This window comes from Bradyrhizobium sp. USDA 4532 (assembly GCF_024171315.1).
In the GTDB taxonomy this organism is placed as follows: domain Bacteria; phylum Pseudomonadota; class Alphaproteobacteria; order Rhizobiales; family Xanthobacteraceae; genus Bradyrhizobium; species Bradyrhizobium australafricanum.
The window spans coordinates 3,644,730-3,664,320 of sequence record NZ_JALJZN010000001.1 but is presented as its reverse complement, the minus strand read 5'-3'; the positions used below and the strand labels follow the sequence as shown (position 1 = coordinate 3,664,320).

Here is a 19,591-nt window from a genome sequence, read left to right as displayed (position 1 = left end):
CCTATGCCAAGACAGCGAAGTGCATGGTGCATGCCGCATTTATGCTTTCAATGGTCGAGGAAAACGCACCACGTCGACTGTACATAGCAACTTCCCATGTGCCGCGCGCAGGTACCTGCTGAACATTAGAATTCTTTGCAGCCTTTCGAATCCGCAGCCAGTCTTCGCGCAATTGAGCTGGCCCCTTGACTTCATCTCGACTGTCGAGCAATCGGGGGCATCGCAGCTGTCAAATGCGTCTGCGATCTCGCCCAATCGATCGAACCGAACGGCTCTCGAATCATGAGTGGCAGGTCAAATCCCTGTCGCAGCATTAGCTGGTGCGCAAGCAGTCGTCCCTAACTGTTCTGCGCCTACCTCTTCTTCGAAGTCAGACGAGCGGCGCGGTTCATTTTTTCAAGCATGAGGTCCGAATTATGAGCGATGCTTTTGACCGTTCGCCCGCGGTCTGCTTTCTCCTCGGACTTCCACGATCCGGGACGACACTCCTGGCGCACCTGCTCCAGCAACATCCAGATATTGTAGCTCCGCCTGAACCCTGGTTGATGCTGGCGCTCGAGGCATTTGGCAGGGTGGATCAGCGCCACCCGGCAGGATCTTTGCTGATTGAGAGCGCAACCTCCGAATTCCTGGGGCGCATCGATCGGACGATTGCCAGCCGCGCTTTTGCCGATGCAGCATACGGTCAGTATCTGGCAACAGCGGGCAAGCGGATCATCATAGACAAAACGCCCCGCTATTGGGCGGCGCTTGAATTCCTTGAACGTGTCTATCCAGAGGCACCACACATCCTTTTGATACGCAATCCTTATGCCATCGCGGCTTCACTGAAATCCACGTGGGGCATCCCGCTTCGAGCCGAAAGCTCCTACTCGGTCAGCGTATCTAGTCTCGCCGATCTCGTGCTCCGTCTGCCCGATGCCTTAATATCTTCACTTGCCGATTTGGTTCTGGGCCTTCCGATGCTCGCTGCGCACCGCGCGCGCCCGCGCACGCAGCTGGTGCGATATGAGCTGCTTGTGACGCATCCAGACGAAGAGATTAGGCGCCTGCTAAGCGGGCTCGACTGTGATCCCGCGGCGGCCGCAGCGGCGAGCATGGGCCAAGTAGATTATCTTCGATCCAGCAGCTTTGGGGATCGCAAAATCCTGGAACGAAATGCGGTCGATCAAAGCTCTGTCAAGACATGGCAATCCCAACTAAGCATCGAAGAGATGCAAACTGTGACCGATCTGGTCGGCACCAGGCTTTTGACAGAACTGGGATATGAGGCGGAGCTGCTGCAAGCACAGCAAGCCGGAGTTGTGGATAGAGGACCTCGGTTAACTGAACTCCATCGACAAATATTCCGAACCTGGCGGGATTTGCGAACTGGGAAGGCGGGAGCATCGTCCCAGCCATCTCAATCCGGGCAAGTCCACCCTGCTCCGCAGGTTCCGGAGAGCGTTCGTTCCACGTGCGACATGTCCGTGGTCCAGCCGCAGGATCTGTCCGCCGCCAGTATTGCGGAAAACTTGCGGCTGGCCGATTCAATGAGAGCGCAGTTGCAGCAGGCACTGTTGGCGTCAGAAGCTGATCGAGCTGCAGGGCTGGATGCTATTCTGACTCGTGATGCGGCGATCGAGATCTTGCGAGGTGAGGTCGCGCGGCTTGAGCAGATCGTCAATATGGCTTAGAGTGATCTCGATGCTTGCGATCAAAACACGCTGGCTGATTTAGCCAGGCCCCCCCAACGAACTGATCTACGCCAATAGCGTGTGAGGCAGGCGCCGGCGGCACCACGGTAGAACGCGACATGCCCGGGGTGTGTCAGTCGGTCTGCTGCCCAACCGGCACTTGATCACTTGGATAGCCACGCGCACCGGCGAGCTCGCTCCGCACCCGACGTCCTCCTCTGGGCCGGCGCTGCAGAACCGAGATCCTGCATCGAAAATAACATATATGCTGCCAAAACATCTGCGCCGTCTTGAATCTGAATCGATCGAAATCATGCGTGAGGTGGTCGCCGAGTTCAAAAGGCCGGTCATGCTTTACTCGATCGGAAAAGACTCGAGCGTGCTGCTGCACATTGCGATCAAGGCGTTCTATCCGGCAAAATTGCCTTTCCCCCTGCTTCACGTCGACACGACTTGGAAGTTCCGCGAGATGATCTGCTTCCGGGACGCGACGGCCAAGCGGCTCGGCGTCGAGCTGATCGTCCATGTTAATGAGGAGGGCATTGCGCGCGGAATCAATCCGATCGACTCCGGCTCGGCGCTTCATACCCAGGTGATGAAGACCGACGCCCTGAAGCAGGCGCTCGAGCTTTACGGATTTGATGCCGCGCTTGGCGGAGCCAGGCGTGACGAGGAAAAGAGCCGCGCCAAGGAACGGATACTGTCGTTCCGTTCGGCCGGACACGTATGGGACCCCCGCAACCAGCGGCCGGAGCTCTGGAACCTGTTCAACACACGGATACGCCAGGGCGAAAGCATGCGCGTGTTTGCGATGTCAAACTGGACCGAGCTCGATGTATGGGAATATATCATGCTCGAAAAAATCCCGGTCGTCCGGCTCTACTTCGCAAAGCTAAGACCGACGGTGCGCCGAAATGGCGCGACGATCATGGTTGACGACAGGCGATTGCCGCTCAACCGCGATGAGACGCCGCAAATGCGCATGATCCGCTTTCGCACGCTGGGATGTTATCCCTTGAGCGGGGCCATTGAATCCGACGCGACGACGATCGAAGAGGTGGTCGCAGAAATGCAGACTGCGACGGTGTCCGAGCGTCAGGGGCGCCTGATTGATGCCGATGAAGCCGCTTCGATGGAGAAGAAGAAGCGGGAAGGTTACTTCTGATGATTTCCATAGCATTGTCGAAACCCATCCACCCTAGTGCAAGGGAACAGCTGCGATTCATAACATGTGGCTCGGTGGACGATGGAAAATCGACCCTGATCGGGCGGTTGTTGCACGACAGCAAGATGATCTACCAAGATCAGCTTGTGGCAGTGAAACGCGACAGCGTCAGGCATGGCAGCGCCGACATCGACTTCGCGCTGCTCGTGGACGGGCTCGAGGCCGAACGGGAGCAGGGTATCACGATCGACGTCGCCTACCGTTTCTTCACGACGCCGCGGCGCTCTTTCATGGTGGCTGACACTCCCGGTCACGAGCAGTACACCCGCAACATGGCGACCGGCGCCTCGAATGCGCAGCTCGCAATCATCCTGATCGATGCCCGCAAGGGCGTGTTGGTTCAGACCCGCCGCCACTCCTTCATTTGTTCGCTGCTTGGCATTCGCCATGTTGTGCTGGCAGTGAACAAGATCGACTTAGTCGCATACAGCAAGGTTGCTTTCGATCGGATCGTCGCCGACTATCTGGCCTTTGCCGCCGGCCTTGGCTTTAGCTCGATTGTTCCGATCCCTATCTCTGCCCGCCACGGCGACAACGTCGTCGACCGGTCCGCTCATACCAAGTGGTATCATGGTCAATGCCTGATGGAGCATTTGGAGAGCGTCGATATCCAGTCCGACACCGCAAGCCAGGCTTTCCGCTTTCCAGTCCAATGGGTGAACCGGCCCGATCCGGATTTTCGCGGCTACGCCGGATCGGTGGCTTCCGGCAGGATCTCGGCAGGCGACGAGATCGTTGTCGCCGCATCCGGACGTACCACCCGCATCAAGCGGATCGTGACCCATGATGGCGACCTTGTCGACGCCGAAGCCGGTGATGCCGTCACCATTACGCTGGAAGACGAGATCGACATTGGCCGTGGCGATCTTCTGACGCGACCAACCGAACGACCCAGCGTCGCCGATCAATTCGCCGCTTATCTGATCTGGATGGACAACGGGTCGCTCGCTCTCGGACGAAATTACATCCTGCGGATTGGCTTGCAAACGGTCGCCGGCAGCATTACCGCGATCAGGCATCGGATCGATGTCAACACATGTGAGCACCTGGCTGCCGAGACGCTTTCTCTCAATGAGATCGCGTTCTGCAATATTGCGACTGCACTGCCCGCCGCATTCGATCCTTACGACGTCAACCGGAAAACCGGATCATTTATCGTCATTGATCGTTGCACCAATCGCACCGTCGGCGCCGGCATGATTGCGTTTCCGCTGCGGCGGGCCACCAATGTTTCCTGCCAGGCGCTTTCGGTGGGCAGGAGTGAGCGCGCCGCGCTCAAGGATCAGAAGCCTTGCGTCGTCTGGTTCACCGGTCTGTCTGGCGCGGGAAAGTCGACGATCGCCAACATGGTTGATCAGAAGCTGCTCGCAATGTCGCGGCATGCCATGCTGCTGGATGGTGACGACCTCCGGAACGGATTGAACGCGGACCTGGGCTTCTCGAAGGCTGCGCGGGTGGAAAACATTCGGCGTGCCGGACAGGTTGCCAAGTTGATGCTGGACAGCGGCTTGATCGTGATCTGTTCGTTCATCTCCCCCTACAGGTCCGAACGAGACATGGTTCGCAGCCTGATTGGCAAGGACGAGTTCATCGAAGTCTTTGTCGATACGCCAATCGAGGAATGCGCAAGGCGGGATCCAAAGGGTCTCTACTCAAAGGCAAAAGCCGGTGAGATCAAGAACTTCACGGGCATCGATGCGTCCTACGAAGCGCCGATAACGCCCGAAATTCATCTCAGGACAATGGAGCAGGCGCCAGAGCAAGCAGCGGAAGTCGTCGTCAACGCCGTGATGGCGCGCGCAGTCTTCTGCGACGAGCGGCGATAAACCAGCCGATTCGTGGTCGCGGATGCCGCTCTCCTGCCTACTGGCTTGCCGAAGGCGACTCGGGTTAAGTGCGAGCATCGATCGGATTCGTCGATGCTAAGGGATTAAGATGGTTGCATCCACTCGTCGATTGCCCGCTTCCGGTTATGTGCTCGAAGTCGACGGTCAATTGAAAACCGAGTTCACGACAAGAGACGGCGCCTGGGCAGGAGCGCAAGAGCTTAAGAAGCGCCGTCCCATGCTCCAGGTCAGAGTCTATGACGCCATGACGAAGGACAGAGACGAAGTCAGCCTTCCAGTCGCCTAAGTGTCTTCAAGCGTCCTTTTTTCTGCGTGGGGCTAGCGCCGCGCCGAGTTGCTGTGCAGGCAGAGCCGCAGTGTCTTGGAGCCTCGATCTCGTCCGCAACTCCGAGATTGAGAGGCAAAGTTACCTCTTTTTCCTCAGCCACGGCGTCTCACGCTGTTCGCCGGCGACTACTTGACGCGCCCTTGAGGCCATTTCGCTTTGTCATCGGTAGTGTTCGAAAGGCTATTCAAGGGCGTTCGGTGGGTTCTGGCAGGACAATGCGGGAGCGGCCCGGCGCAACTATAAGTGGCGAGGCGATGACCATTCCACGCCACCGGGATTCGCAATCCCGAGAAGGGGGCAAGAGCGGCGAGCCGCAGCCAGGAAACCTGCTAGCAGCCATTGTCATGCGCAATGCGTCGGGCGGGGTGCTCTGAGGCACTGGTTGGCCCGTTAAACTTGACTACGGCTCAGATCGAGGTTGCAACGTCAACGCGGCGGCGCAATCGCGCGACACGAGCTCACGGCCGATATAAGCCGCACGAAGCGGTCCAGCACGTTAGCCCAGCAGAGCGGCACGAAACCTGCACCGCGAAGGAGGCACCAGCCATGAAAAGTAGGAAATGCCACTCAACTCCACTGCCGTTGCGACCAGCGCTATTGTCCACCTCGTGCTGCGAATGGTCATGATCATCGTATGCTGTATCCGTCGGTTCGTCTTCAGTCTGACCGGACCGGCTTTGGCGTGCGCGGCGCCTATGCAACGAGGGACGTTCGTAACCAAACTCATCTAGATGCGCTACCGAAGCAAGATCATGTTCTCATATCTAAAGCTTGCCTTAGACGACGGATCGGCGGCCTCGCGTAGTCGAATCATCTCGCTATATGCCTTCTTGTTGGCCATCAATTGCTTGGCCTGGACCTGGGCCATCGTAGCGCTGTCCGACAGGCCGACGCTGCTGGCGACAGCCTTGCTGGCCTATGTGCTCGGCCTTCGGCACGCCGTCGATGCCGATCATATCGCGACCATCGACAATGTCGTTCGCAAGCTGATGCAGGATGGCAGGCACCCTCTCGCGGTCGGACTTTTCTTCGCCTTTGGCCATTCCTTGTCGGTTGCAGTGGCGGTCGCCGCGATCGCAGCTGCGGCGCTCGCCCTGCAAAGCGGTTTCCAGGAGTTCCGGGCGGTTGGCAGCATCATCGGCACCGTTGCATCAGCCTTCTTCTTACTGACGATTGCCGCCATCAACCTTGTGATCCTACGGGATGTCTGGCGGAGCTTTCAGCGTGCGCGGCGTGGCGAATGAATTGGAGAGCATGAGTTCGATCTGCTTCTGTCTGGTCGTGGCTTGCTGTCCCGGCTCTTGCGCCCACTGTTTCGCATGATGACGGCGAGCGGGCAGATGTTCGCGATCGGTCTGTTGTTCGGCCTCGGATTCGATACCGCGACGGAAATCAGCCTTTTCACCGTCGCAGCCGGGCAAGCTTCGGGAGGGCTAGACTTCACTACGGTGATGATATTTCCGGCTCTCTTCGCCGCCGGCATGATGCTCGTCGATACGACCGACAGCGTCTTGATGGTCGGCGCGTATGGCTGGGCTTTCCTCAATCCGATCCGCAAGATCTGGTACAATCTGACCATTACGGCGATCTCAGTCGTCGTGGCGCTGCTGATCGGCGGCATCGAGGCACTTGGCCTGCTCGCCAACAAATTAGCGCTTGAAGGCACCTTCTGGAGCGCGGTGGACGATCTCAACGGCAGCTTGGCCAATTTCGGCTATCTCGTCGTCGGCGTCTTCCTGGTCAGTTGGGCGCTGTCATTTGCGATCTATCGCTGGCAAGGACTCGAAAACCCGCTCAAGCCGGGGTGAACTCATACAACCAATCATCGCACGTCTTCGGCGTCATTAGCTCCGTGCGTCTGACATCGAACAATGTCGGGTTCAATACCACCAGCGCAAAAGCGACTTCGAAATAGCCGATCGCAGGCGTTCAAAACTGCGAATAGTTTACGCTCTGGCCAAGCGCGGTGGGTCCCGGCGCTCCACTGGTTCGCTGTGTCCGCAATCGCCGGCGGAGCGGCTTGGTTGTGCGACTAGAACCAGAAACCTCCGATATCGAGCTCGAAAGTCGCCAATGAAAGAGCGGCAAGATCTCTGAGGAGATCAGTCATCGTCTGGCCTACCGCACATCGGGGCTAGTCGGCTTCTCCGCCTATCGATGTCGTAAAATGTTGGCATCGCTCTTGCTGGTGCACAACAGACTCAGTCGAATGTTTAAGAAGTCGCTCGAGGGGCTCGTGCCGCGTGATTAACTGCTTCGTTTTCCGTCGAACGGCTATACATGTCCGGCAAGCGCCTCGCTGAACGAAACCTCCGCATCTTCGACGCGTCGAGATATGATCGACGGCTCGCTAATCGTCGCCGGAGGTGACCGGACGTTGGTTCATCAACTCAGGTGTACTGACCAGCTCCTGCGACCGCGGACCGGCCTGCTACCTCAAGACTGCGGATAGATAGCTATGATTGTTTTATCGACGGCGATCGACGCGGTGCACGACCAATGTGGGAATGAGATAATCGAAGACGATCTCGCAGGCGCACCGCGGCAGCGCCACCAGTCTGCACCGCAGCGTGCGCACTTTCTTGAAACTGATCGCACGAGCCGTTCGCCTTCGTCATCGAAATCAACGGCTGGGCGAACGCAGGTGCAGAATGAATTTGTGATCAGGCGGCGGGATCTGCTCGCGCTGATCGGCACCATCGCCGGCAGTTCGGCGATGTATCACGCAATGACGAGCCTCGGCTTCGCATCCGAGTCCGCCTACAAGGGGCCGCTCAAGCTCGCGGGCGACGTCAAGGGCGCTTCGGTGCTGATTCTCGGCGCTGGTCTTGCCGGCATGACGGCGGCGCTGGAGCTGCGCAAGGCCGGCTACAAGGTCCAGATCCTCGAATTCAACAATCGCGCCGGCGGCCGCAACTGGTCGATCCGCAGCGGTGACAGTTTTACAGAGCTCGGCGGTTTCAAACAGGCCTGTGAGTTCGAGCAGGGGCTCTATTTCAATCCCGGACCGTGGCGAATTCCCTGTCACCACCGGGCGCTGCTCGATTATTGCCGCCGGCTCAATGTGACGCTCGAACCCTTCATCCAGCTCAACCATAATGCCTATCTGCACGCGACGCGCGCCTTCGACGGCAAGCCGCAGCGCTGTCGCAGCATCAAGGCGGATTTCCAGGGCGGCGTGGCTGAGCTGCTCGCGAAAGTCAGCCAGCAGGGCAGGCTCGATGAGTTCGTCAGCAAGGAAGACCAGGAGATCCTGCTGCAAGCGCTGCGCGATTGGGGCGTGCTGGATCGCGATTACAAGTACAACGCCAATCTCGTCGCCGCCGAATTCCGCGGTTATGCCCGCGATCCCGGCGGCGGCTTGATGGGAGATCCGCTGCCCAGCGACCCGATCTCGCTGCAGGAGCTATTGCGGTCGCGGATGTGGCGCTATCTGCGGACCTATGCCCGCTACGACTTCCAGACCACCATGTTCCAGCCGGTCGGCGGCATGGACATGATCGGCAAGGCGTTCGCGCGCGAGGTTGGCGATCTCATCCGCTATAACGCCAAGGTCACGCAGATCCAGCAGAACGGCTCCGTCGTCACCGTGAGCTATGTCGACACCGCCATCCCGTCCGCCGTGCAGCAGGCGACCGCCGACTGGTGCATCTGCACCATTCCGCTGTCGATCCTGAGCCAGCTGCCGGTCGATGTCGGCGGGCCGATGAAAAATGCGATCGATTCCTTGCCCTACCTAGCCTCCGTGAAGGTCGGGCTACAGTTCAAACGCCGCTTCTGGGAGGAGGACGAGGCGATCTATGGCGGCATCAGCTACACTGACCTGCCGATCCAGCAGATCGCGTATCCGAACTATGGCTTCAACCGCGGCGGCCGCGGCATCCTGCTCGGTGCCTACACGTATGGCGGCGCCAATTCGTTCGAGTTCACCGCGATGACGCCGGCCGAGCGGGTCGCCAGCGCGGTTGAATTCGGCGCCGCAATCCATCCGCAATACAAGAGCGAGTTCGAGAACGGCGTCGCGGTGGCCTGGCATCGCGTGCCGTTCACGCTCGGCTGCGCCGGCCAGTGGACCGAGGCCGCCCGCGCGCAGCACTACCGCAATCTGTGCCAGATCGACGACCGCATCGCGCTGGCGGGCGAGCACGCCTCGCAGCTGCCATGGCAGGAGGGCGCGATCCTGTCCGCGCTCGACGCCACTACCCGATTGCACGAGCGCGTGGTGAAGACCTGATGCAGAAACAGCTGTCATCCCTGCGCTGGCGCTGCTGCCGGCAAGCGCGACCTTTGGAGAGGACAACACCAACGGTAAGCGCACCGATCCGAACGGATAACGGGCCGCCGCTGTCCTTTCAAACAGTTCTCTTAAGGCATGTGCGAAATCGATTTCGGGAGAAGTAAGCGGATGGAAAATCGTTACGTGCCATATATTGGGATGGTTGCGTTGGCTAGTCAGCAGTATCTGGCCATCGCGTTCATCTATTCGGCCATTCCCGTGATCCTTCGGGGCAACGGTGCCAGCTTGGAACTAGTCGGCCTATATGGCACCGCTTTCTTTGCATTCACCGTTAACTTCCTTTGGGCCCCGGTGGTGGATCGATGGAGCCTCAATCGTCTCGGGCTGAGACGTTCGTGGATACTGTTGACCCAAGTTGGCAGTACCATCGTGCTGGCAGCGATGGCATTCTTGAATCCAAAAACCGATTTTGTCTCGCTTTTTCTTGTTTCCCTGGTACTTGCGACCATTGCTGCCACGCAGCGGATCGCAACTTTGGGCTATATAGCTGAAGCTCTCGATTCCAGCGAACGGCCGCTCGGGGCCGCGCTGCTGGGTTGGGGCCGGGCCATCGGCCATGTGATCGGTGGCGCCGTCTGCCTCCAATTGATCGAGATGGTCGGTTGGCGTCCAGCTTTGTTGGGTTTGGCGCTGCTGCTAGCCGTCTTCGCTGGTTGGGTGTTCGCTATTTCTGAACCGCTCCAACGCGGCGACCGATCGAGCGCGACGCAACGCCCCTCGATCTCCGCGATCTTTCGCTACCGTGGCCTGTGGACGACGGCCGCATTGATCGCGCCAGCGGTTATCGGGATCGCTGTGGCGTTCGCGACGGTTCAGTTGCGGCTTGTTGACCTCGGCTTCGCCGCAGCATCCATTGGATGGATCGGAGCGCTTTCGAACGTATTGACGTATACGCTGGTGGCGCCGTTGACCAGCGCAATCATCGGCCGAATGGCACCGCAGCGTGGCTTGATCTGGGGCTGCGCAGTCATGGCCATAAGTTTCGGCGTGCTTGCGACGGTTGATCGCTACGTCAGCGTTCGCCTGAGCGCCGTTGTGAGCGTCGGCATCGTGTTCGCGGCACTCGCTGTTCAGCATGTTACATTCACGAACTGGTTTCTCGGGCTCGCGCGGCCGGGCAAGGCGGGGACAGATGTCACGTTTCTGACTTCGGTAATGTCGGCGTCAGCGTTGGTGGGCTTCGCGGCGAGTGGGTTTGCCGTGGCGAGGTTCGGTTATGCTGTCACGCTGATACTGCCGGGCCTTGGCTCTGCTCTCTCCGCCTTGCTCGGCCTGGCATTGCTCCGTCAATCTGATAAAGAAGGGCCGGCGAGGGGTAGGCCCCTTTCTGCGGAGCAAGTTGTCGGCGCGAGAGACTTACGGAATGAACGACGATGATGCTGTGCTCACGCTGATTGGCCGCACCTATAGTTTTGAATCAGCTCATCGCCTTCCCAATCTCCCCGATGGCCACAAATGCAAGAACCTACACGGCCACAACTACCGTATGGAAGTGGTGATGCGCGGAGGGGTAGATGCAAGGGGCTTCGTAAAGGATTTCGCTGAGATGGATGCCGAACTTGAGCCGCTGCTGAAGCTCGTCGATCACCGACTGCTCAACTGGAAAACCCAACCGCCGAGATCATCGCCCGTTGGTTCTTTGATCGCATTCCCAATTGCGCGAGTGTGCGGATTTATGAGACCGCCGATTGTTGGGCGGAGGTTGCGGCCTATGGCGGCAGTCCAAAAGGCACGCCGAGTTAGTCGGGGGCGGTGAAACGCCAACGCAAGTGCACTATGGATGCCGAGCAATGGCCGGTGTTCGGCGGCGTCCGCGCGTGCCTAGGCATGGAACTCGACAGATAGATATACATCGGCCGTGCCGCTGATCCCCATTGGCCTGCCGCGGCGGAAGGGCTCCCGCGCCCAGTCATCGGGTGCTCATCCGGTCGGATGCAGTAGTCTAAGGTCGCTACAGACTTGTCTGGCACGTGGCCGTCCACGCTACGTTGTCCTGATGGCGTGACGCGCCGCCGACATCCTACTCTTAAATCAGCGAGCTGATTGGCATCCAACGGCCGGATACTGCGATTGCCCTTGAGCACGCAGATCTACAATGCGCTTCACTGATGTCGCATTGCTCTCGAACTACTCTCGAAGCAGTTGCTCTGCCCATCGTCGATCTCGAGCCACAGCCTCGCCTTGTGCGCAATGTCCACGCGCACGATCATCGCCCTCTGGAGGCTGAACCGTGACGAGCACCTCTTGGAAGTGTGTGGAATGACGAATTTTGCGCCTTGGGCGACGGTGACGACTACTCGATCCGGTAGCTTTGTCGTTCAGCCGCATGAGCTAGTCGTTAGGGCCGTTTTGACAGACACGCCTCGCGCACAAGGGGGCGCGCCAGGGCAGGAGAAACGCGATGAAATTGACCGCTCCGGGTCTCACCTCTCTTGCACTGATCCTGTTCGCCTGCGGGGCAACGGAGAGCGCTCGGGCCAACAATCCTGCCCCCGCCCAGGTCACAATACCGGCCGGCCAGAAAGGTGGCGGCGGTCAAACCCCGAGTATGTCGTCGCTGACCGAGCAGCATCGCCTGCCGCCGGACTCCAGCACCAGGCACACGCTTGAGCTGCCCGGGCGGACGCTTTCTTTCATCGCGACCGCCGGTTCCATCCGCCTGTTCGACGATAAGGGTGAGCCGCAGGCCGATATCGTCTATACCTCCTATCAGCTTGAAGGCACTGATCTCGGCACGCGCCCGGTTACATTCTTCTTCAACGGCGGACCAGGCTCATCATCGGCGTGGCTGCAGCTTGGCAATGCCGGACCGTGGCGGCTGCCGATCAATGCTGACGAGGTCACGCCATCGACATTTCCCGAGGTGAGGCCAAACGCGGAAACGTGGCTCGATTTCACTGATCTGGTGTTTCTCGATCCTGTAAGCACCGGCTATAGCCGTTTCGTGGCGGCCGGCGATGACGCGCGCAAATGGCTCTATTCCGTTGAGGGCGACGTCAACGCGCTCGCGCTGGTGATCCGCCGCTGGCTCGAAAAGCATGACCGGCTGTTGTCGCCGAAGTACATCGCGGGCGAAAGTTATGGCGGCATTCGTGGGCCGAAGGTCGTCGACCAGTTACAGACGCGGCAGGGGATAGGCGTCAGGGGCCTGATCATGGTCTCGCCAGTGTTCGACTACAGCGCCGGCAGGAGCATGCTGCAGTACGTCGCCACGCTGCCGAGCTATGTCGCGACCCTGCGTGAAGCCGAAGGTTCGGTAAACCGAACAGATCTCGCCGACGTGGAAGCCTATGCGCGCGGCGAGTTTCTGGTCGATCTCATCAAAGGCCAGGCCGACAAGGAAGCCACCACGCGCCTGGCCGACAAGGTCGCTGTGCTGACCGGCATCGACCAAGCCGTCAGCCGCCGGCTCGCTGGCCGTTTCGAAGTGGCCGAGTTCCGCCGTGAGTTCGATCGCAAGAATGGCAAGTTAATCGGCAGGTTTGACGCCTCGGTGCGTGGCCTCGATCCATATCCGGAGTCGAATTTCCAGCTTTCAGGCGATCCCTCAAGCGATACGCTGGTGGCGCCTCTGACCAGCGCCACTGTCGATCTCCTTACGCGCAAGCTTGGCTGGCGGCCGGAGGGCTCCTACGAATTGGCCAATCGCAAGGTCAGGGAGGCCTGGGATTTCGGCCGTAGCCCTCCGGAGTCAGTTTCGGAGCTGCGCAAGATCTTGGCGACGGACCGGAATATGAAATTGCTGGTCGCGCACGGGCTGTTTGACCTCGCCACGCCATATTTCGGATCACAGATCGTGCTCGATCAACTGCCGCCATTTGCCTCCACACCGCGCGTCAAACTTGTCGTTTTTCCGGGGGGCCACATGTTCTATTCACGAGACGCGTCGCGCCACGCTTTGCGAGCAGAGGTCGAAGCGCTGATGAAATGAGAACGACACCAGGCCTGGTCATGAACTAGCCCGCCTTCGCACAAACATAATGTCGCTGATGCTACGGGACAGAGCACAATGGGCCGGTCTTTTGCGATCAGGGCGTGGATTGCGTCGTCCGGCCGCTAGACGACGCAGTCCCAAAATGGCTGCGAACAAAACCCGGCTTGATCAGCCAAGCAGCAAGCTGGCGGACACCATCTGATGCGCGCTCTCATGCTGGGCGGGGCGGGCGTGATGCGCTTCGCCGAGGATGGCCGAACCGAGCTCAACGATAACGCTGCCGCGCGCCGCCCGATCGCCTTCACGGAAGAGCGCATCATTCGTAGATCCTGACGGCGAAGCCAAACACCGCGCTGTCATCGTCTCCTCGGCCAACACCTGTAAGTGCTGAATTATACCGACGGCGGACCTACCGCGCCGATGTTATCACCGGGGTCGTCAACGATGATCCGAACCACAAGGCTCGCGAATCGCTTTCCCTGTGAGACGCGCTTTTCGGAATTGGTAGAACGAAGCGCTTCCTGGAGAGCCGAAATGAATTTGAGCCTTCCCTTGCGGCACACTTTCGTGAAGTGATCGTGAGGGGCTGGCTCATGAAGCAAGCTTTTATTCGCCGCAAGTACCAGGCGAGCTTCGATTCGTCCTTTCGACTACCCAGAACCGGCATGCATTTTATATGGCTCCTCCGGGCCATGAGTTAATCTTCTCAGCGCGTCTGTTGCCGAAACTCTTCACTTTTACAGCACTTCGGAAAGAAGGCGCGGGTGTTTGGAGGAGCCACCCGCGCCAAGTTTGCTTCGCCAGCTTGGCCGCCTTGGGGGGCGTGAAGATAAACAGCCAAGCCGATAAGGTTCGCAGCAATTCATGTGCCAAGTGGATCACGATGCAAGAGTAGCAAACAGGCTGTACTCGACAGAGCGCAGTGACCAGGCAGACAGGACGGAAAATCGTGCGAGCGGTTGCTGACAGACCGCGCATGACTTGCGATCCAAACGTGCGGCTCTCAGGCGGTTTAATCAACAAGCGATTTCCTAAGCAACCCGCGTTCTAGACCATCATCGTTCTGTCAGAAAACCTGCCTTCGAACCCGCGCAAGCTGCTTACTCTTCGCCATCCGGCCATGCGCTCATCGTCTCGTTCCAAAGTCTGCTTTCCGGACGCTTCATCGAACGCAAACAGACCCCGTGTATCTGTTTGCCGATGTGGCAAAGCGCCGCGCACGCAACGCGGGCGGAGCAGGTCAGCTGACCTGTCCGTGGCCATCGAGCTCAAGTGAATTCCAGCAGTGTCATTGAACTCCAGGCTACTACCGGGCTCGTCCGAGAATCTCCGCACCCGTCACCTTGTCTTCCGAAGGTGGAGGCGTACGTCAGGAAAAATTCACACGAGAAAATTCCAGAGAGGGTTGAAACGCACCTAACGTCAAGTTGTACGATCTGAAAAATGGACGGCGAGGGTCGTCAGCGTACAAAAACCTCCAACGAGCGACAGTGTGCGAATGTCTCAAGTCTTAGGCTCACGCAGGAAGCGGCAATCATCAAAGGCGCCATGCCGGGATCGGGGCCGGTCGCCACCGTCCGACGCGCGCTGCTAGTTCGATTTCAACATTGCCGGAGTGGCACACGACGCACGTAAGCCGGTCAGTTGGACTGCCGATGCGCGGCGACGAGCCGGCACGCGCGCTCAAATCTTCGGGATGCGATCAGAGTGAGCCGTCGCGCCGAATGGGTTCGAGGAGCGGTCAGAGATGTGAATGACATCGCTCGAGGCTCTGTCGCGCAGGGCTCCAGGCTGTTGAACGGCGCTCGTCGTCTCTTTGCTGGGGCGGTTTTGCTCCAGGTCATCGATGAATACAACTGAGGGGGAATAGTGTGACAAGACAGCGCTCTTTGCTGACGCCTGGTCCATTGTCGTTATCGCTGGACGTCAGGAGCCAAATGCAGCTCGACCTTGCATCGCGCGATTGCGAGTTCAAGGAAGTAACCGCCCGCATGAGGCGGCTACTGCTCAATTTGCTGGCAAATGCCGATGACTATTCGGTGGTCCCGATTCAGGGCGGCGGCTCTTTTGCGATGGAAGCCGCTCTGTCAACATTCGTGTCTTCAGCCCACAAGCCGCTCGTTTGCGTAAATGGCATCTATGGCGAGCGTATATACAAGATGCTGCGGCTATGGGGTGTCGAGGCGGTGACGCTTACCAAGCGCGTGACCGACCCTTTGGATCCTCAGGAAATCGGCGAGCATCTGAACCGAAATCCCGGCGTTACGCACCTGTGTTTCGTGCATTGCGAGACCACGACCGGCATCGTCAATCCGCTGGATGCGATCGTGGAGGAGGCGAGGCGACGCGGCGTGAAGACGATCGTCGACGGGATGAGTTCTTTTGGCGGCATCGATATTGACCTGAGCAAGGGGGGGCCTGACGTCCTGGTCACGTCGAGCAACAAGTGCATAGAGGGGCCTCCGGGAGTAGCGTTTGTGATCGCCTCTCGCGAACTGTTGGAGAAAGCGGCTCAAGAGCCGAGGTCATTTGTGCTCGACGTGAGAGATCAATGGCTCTCGCTGGAGCGCACAGGTGAATGGCGTTCGACACCTCCCACCCATATCGTTCAGGCAACGACCAGGGCACTGGAGATCCTGGAGGAAGAGGGCATTCCTGCCCGCTGCCGCAGGTATGAGAAGGTCAGGGACAATCTCATCAAGGAGCTCGAGGGAGTGGTCTCCCCGCTGCTAGCCCCGAACGTGCAGTCACCGGTCTGTGTTGCGTTCGTTGCGCCGTCGGGGATGGCGGATCAGGCAGCATTTGATGGGCTGTATCGCCACCTGGCGAGCCATAACCTTTACATCTACTCCAGGCTGCACGTTGCGACGCGGAGTTTTCGGGTCGGTTGCATCGGGGAAATTCAATCCAGTTGGATCCAGCAGTTGGGTTGCGCCTTCCGGACATACTTCCGCCCGGGTCAGGGTGCGGCAGCGCGACCTATATCCGCCCAGGAGACATCCCAGGCGCTCGCCAAGGTGCCGCCTCGCGTGGCAGCGGGCGGGCAGGTGCCATGGTCCCCCGAGACCGCCGTTCTGCACGCGGGTTACCGCCGCGACCCGGTGACGAAAGCTGTGGCCGTGCCGATATATCAGAACACGGCGTATGAACTCGATGGCGACCTGAACCACATTGCGGACGTCTACAACGTAAAGGCTGATGGGTTCACCTATACAAGGATCATCAATCCGACGACCCGCGCGCTGGAAAGAAGGTATGCGGCGGTCGATACGGGAAGGGACTCGCTCGCCGTCGCATCAGGGCAAGCGGCAACCTTCCTTGCCATCGTCAACCTGGCAAGCGGGCAGGTCGGAGATAATGTCGTCGCCTCGCCCTATCTGTATGGCAATACCTGGAACCTGCTCCATAACACGCTGAAGCGTCTTGGCATCAGCGTCAGGACGGCGGACCCTCGAAGGCCTGAGACATTCGAGCGTGCCATCGATGATCGCACGATATGCCTGTTCGGAGAGGTGATTTCGAACCCCTGTCTGATTCCGCTACCGGTCAAGCAGCTGGCGGAGATCGGTCGGAAGTATGGCGTTCCCCTGGTGGTGGATAATACCACGACGCCACTGGTATGCCGGCCGTCAGATCTCGGTGCTGCGATCACGACGTACTCCGCGACGAAATACATATGCGGCCATGGCACCACGTTGGGCGGGCTGATTGTCGACAATGGAAAGTTCAGCTACCGCGGAGCCTCCCGCTTTCCGTTGTTCAACGGTCCAGACGAGGCGCATGGCGGGATTATCTGGCGCAGCGCGCTGCAGGATGTCGACGATCTTGGAAAAAGCGAGTTTCTGCTGAAGGCGCGCATGACTTGGTTGCGCGATACGGGGGCTGCGATCGCTCCGTTTGCGAGCTTCCAACTGATCCAGGGGCTTGAGACGCTGCCGCTTCGCATGAAGCAGCACTGCGCCAACGCCAGGGTCGTCGCAGACGCCCTCAAGAAGCATCCAAAGGTGCGCCGTGTCTTCTATCCGGGCCTCTTCGAAGGCGCCGATCGGGAAACCGTCGACCAGACGCTCAACCCCGCATATGGGCACGGCGCAATGGTCATGTTTGAGGTGGAGGACGAGCTGGCCGGACGCAAGTTCATCCAGAACGTCGACTTGATGTATCACGTTTCGAATGTTGGGGATGCTCGCACCCTGGTGACGCATCCCGTCTCCACGACACACACAACCGTTCCACGGGAGAAGCGCGAGGCCGCGGGCATATTTGGCGGTTCGATCCGGCTTTGCGTCGGCATCGAGGACGTCGACGACATTGTCCGCGATCTGCACAAGGCGCTCTCCGCAATCTGACAACCTAGAAGGTGATCAGGAAGGGATTCTCATGAATCAGCCAGAAGCTTGGAAACTGAGGTCGTCACGCTATGAGGCCGTTCCATTCAGCCGCGAGATCAATAGGCAGCTCTCCGAGCTGAGGCCCGATAACATAATGGGTGCTGCGTATATCTTGAAAGACTACGTCGTGATCGCGGCGTGCACGCTCGCGACCGTGTCGGTCTCATGGTGGTTGTATCCGCTCGCGGTCCTTCTGATCGGCGCCTACCAGCGCGGATTGACGACGATCGCCCATGATGCGGCCCATCGCACGCTCGCGAAGAACACCACCTGGAATTACGTCCTCGGGATTCTGTTCGCTGCCTATCCTTTGTTCCAGCGCCACTGGGCCTACCGGATCTCACACGTCTATTTGCATCATCCCTATCTCGGCGACCCGGACAAGGACCCTGATCTGAAGTTCTTCCTGGCCAATGGTGTTTACGACGTGCAGCCGCCTGAGCGGTACGCGTTCAACCTGATCTGGAAGCCGATATTTGGCGGTGCGACGGTGGCGTACCTGAAGTATCTCTGGACCAACCGGTTTTCGATCAGAGATGCCGAGGACGAGAGCCGCTCAGGCATACTTATCGACAAGTATGGCTTCTATCTCTTCTGGATCTGCATCCTGGGCGGATCATATGCCCTTGGGCTGCTCCACATCGTGATCCTGTTCTGGATCGTGCCCTATCTCACCACGTTCCAGGTGCTTGGCTGGTTTGTCGAACTCGCCGAGCACTCACCGATGTGCGAGACCGAGACGCAGAACGTCTATCTGACCAGGAATCGCAAAGGAAATTTCCTGGAGCGGGCCATCCTGGGGCAAAACCTGGATGAATATCACCTCGAGCATCACCTCTCGCCCGGGATCCCGTTCTGGCTGTTGCACAAAGCCCAGAAAATCAGGATGCAGGATCCGGCTTACGCAAAGGTTGCCGCAAGCTGGGGAGGGCTCTTTGTCAAGGGGCCGCAAGGTCAGCCGAGCGTCATCACTCAGCTGAAGGAGCGAAACCGCCGTCTCTATGAGCAGTCTGTGCGCGGTGCCAGCACGAGTGGACACCTCGCGTGACATTGCAACGGCCAGACAAAGCCCGCGCCGTGGTCGGCATCACCTCGAACCGTCTGTTGGTCGATGGTGTGCATCGCGATTGGTTGCGGCGCAAGTACGTCAAGGCTCTGCTTCATCATGCGGGAGTGGCGTGCGTCATATTGCCGACGATCGACGCTGAAGATGCGTCGGTTGAGACCGGCCCCGCGATCATGCGGGCTCTCGACGGGCTCATGTTGACCGGAGACGAATCCAACGTCGATCCCGCCGTTCTGAGGGCTCCTGCGTCCTGTCCGAGGGCCGATCAGGAGGACATCGAGAATGGAATCCGTGATCGTCCCCGGGACAGGCTATCCGGGGTAGCGATCAGGAACGCCATTGCGCAGGGAATGCCGATCCTGGGCATTTGCCGCGGTCTGCAGGAGCTCAACGTCTATTTCGGCGGCACACTTCGCTCATCCCTTAGCGCGTGGAGTCTGGGAAGTGGCCAGATGCACGCCGAGAAGACAGACCGCCCGAGAGATCGCCAGTACGATGTCGCGCATAGTATCAGGGTATGTCCGGACGGTGCGCTCTTTCCGATCGCGCGCACCGTAGAAGCACAGGTCAACTCGCTTCACAATCAAGGCATAGAGGTGCTGGCCGGCGCGCTAAGACGGGAGGCGTGGGCGCCTGACGGCCTGGTCGAAGCGGTCTCGGTCGTGGGCGCGCCGACGCTGCAGATTGCCGTGCAATGGCACCCCGAATGGCACGCCTCCACCGATCTGCTGAGCAAGCGACTATTCACGGCGTTCGGAGAGGCGTGTCTTGCGTACGCCGAACAAAAAAGAAGCACGAGAGGTGGCCAGTGACATTTCAAACCAAGC

At 59.2% G+C, this 19,591-nt stretch carries 10 protein-coding genes and 2 pseudogenes; all 12 read left to right on the top strand.

Annotated features, from left to right (window positions below; genetic code table 11):
* Positions 1-416 precede the first annotated feature (416 nt).
* The 12 genes and pseudogenes from J2R76_RS17265 to J2R76_RS17210 all read left to right on the top strand — a co-directional run bounded on the left by J2R76_RS17265 (position 417) and on the right by J2R76_RS17210 (position 19,576).
* Complete coding sequence (locus J2R76_RS17265; protein WP_253624285.1) at positions 417-1,676, top strand: sulfotransferase; 1,260 nt, start codon at positions 417-419, stop codon at positions 1,674-1,676.
* A gap of 265 nt (positions 1,677-1,941) precedes the next feature.
* Complete coding sequence (cysD, locus tag J2R76_RS17260; protein WP_253624284.1) at positions 1,942-2,841, top strand: sulfate adenylyltransferase subunit CysD; 900 nt, start codon at positions 1,942-1,944, stop codon at positions 2,839-2,841.
* Positions 2,841-4,727 carry a sulfate adenylyltransferase subunit CysN gene (gene cysN / locus J2R76_RS17255; RefSeq protein ID WP_253624283.1) on the top strand — a complete coding sequence of 629 codons (1,887 nt, stop codon included), beginning with the start codon at positions 2,841-2,843 and terminating at the stop codon, positions 4,725-4,727. Before cysD ends, cysN begins: the two co-directional genes overlap by 1 nt.
* Positions 4,728-5,807: 1,080 nt before the next feature.
* Positions 5,808-6,884 (top strand): annotated as a pseudogene (locus J2R76_RS17250) (HoxN/HupN/NixA family nickel/cobalt transporter).
* 836 nt (positions 6,885-7,720) lie between these two features.
* Positions 7,721-9,310, top strand: a complete 1,590-nt coding sequence (locus J2R76_RS17245; protein ID WP_253624282.1) for an NAD(P)/FAD-dependent oxidoreductase — start codon at positions 7,721-7,723, stop codon at positions 9,308-9,310.
* Between the two features lie 171 nt (positions 9,311-9,481).
* Positions 9,482-10,750: an MFS transporter gene (locus tag J2R76_RS17240; protein WP_253624281.1), complete on the top strand. Its 1,269-nt coding sequence runs from the start codon at positions 9,482-9,484 to the stop codon at positions 10,748-10,750.
* Positions 10,737-11,116: pseudogene (locus J2R76_RS17235) on the top strand (6-pyruvoyl tetrahydropterin synthase family protein). Before J2R76_RS17240 ends, J2R76_RS17235 begins: the two are co-directional and overlap by 14 nt.
* A gap of 658 nt (positions 11,117-11,774) precedes the next feature.
* The gene (locus tag J2R76_RS17230; RefSeq protein ID WP_253624280.1) at positions 11,775-13,304 is read left to right on the top strand and encodes a S10 family peptidase; all 1,530 of its coding nucleotides are present in this window, start codon (positions 11,775-11,777) and stop codon (positions 13,302-13,304) included.
* Positions 13,305-13,508: 204 nt separating this feature from the next.
* The gene (locus J2R76_RS40650; RefSeq protein ID WP_256520851.1) at positions 13,509-13,640 is read left to right on the top strand and encodes a hypothetical protein; all 132 of its coding nucleotides are present in this window, start codon (positions 13,509-13,511) and stop codon (positions 13,638-13,640) included.
* A gap of 1,604 nt (positions 13,641-15,244) precedes the next feature.
* A complete protein-coding gene (locus J2R76_RS40820; RefSeq protein WP_375166496.1) occupies positions 15,245-17,656 on the top strand; it encodes a 2-aminoethylphosphonate--pyruvate transaminase in 2,412 nt (803 codons plus the stop codon).
* A 31-nt stretch (positions 17,657-17,687) separates the two neighbouring features.
* A complete protein-coding gene (rtxC, locus tag J2R76_RS17215; RefSeq protein WP_076829220.1) occupies positions 17,688-18,746 on the top strand; it encodes a dhydrorhizobitoxine desaturase in 1,059 nt (352 codons plus the stop codon).
* On the top strand, positions 18,743-19,576 hold the full coding sequence (locus J2R76_RS17210; protein WP_253624279.1) for a gamma-glutamyl-gamma-aminobutyrate hydrolase family protein: 834 nt from the start codon (positions 18,743-18,745) through the stop codon (positions 19,574-19,576). The genes rtxC and J2R76_RS17210 overlap by 4 nt, the downstream gene beginning before the upstream one ends.
* Positions 19,577-19,591 lie beyond the last annotated feature (15 nt).